This is a genomic window from Rhizobium ecuadorense (genome assembly GCF_001187535.1).
Taxonomy (GTDB): domain Bacteria; phylum Pseudomonadota; class Alphaproteobacteria; order Rhizobiales; family Rhizobiaceae; genus Rhizobium; species Rhizobium ecuadorense.
On the sequence record NZ_LFIO01000078.1, the window covers coordinates 1 to 309 of the forward strand.

Below are 309 nucleotides of genomic sequence, written 5' to 3' on the forward strand. Positions count from 1 at the left end.
AGCCTGCGCCGAACGACGATGCAGTCTCCGCGGACGAACCACCTCGGCAGTCTTCCCCAATCTTTTCAGCCCGATATACGGAGGAACACTAATGCTGGAACGACCCAATAAGTTGGACGAACTGGGGGAACGACGCAGGAGGGCCGACGCTCTTCTGCGGGCCACCATGGACCCGGTTGACGTCCAGCTTGCAGACCGCATGGACGAGATCCGTGCGCGAAACTGCTCGACGCCGCGTGACGGTCTCGTGAAAGGCCATCTCAATGCCATGAAGCGAAGCCTGATCTCACGGAACGGTGAGAAGAAGGC

General features: G+C 59.9%; 1 protein-coding gene. It reads left to right on the forward strand.

What is annotated here, in order from left to right:
* Window positions 1-91: 91 nt before the first annotated feature.
* Window positions 92-309 (forward strand): hypothetical protein (locus tag AF337_RS44085; protein ID WP_210168031.1); only part of this gene is annotated, 218 nt, incomplete at its 3' end.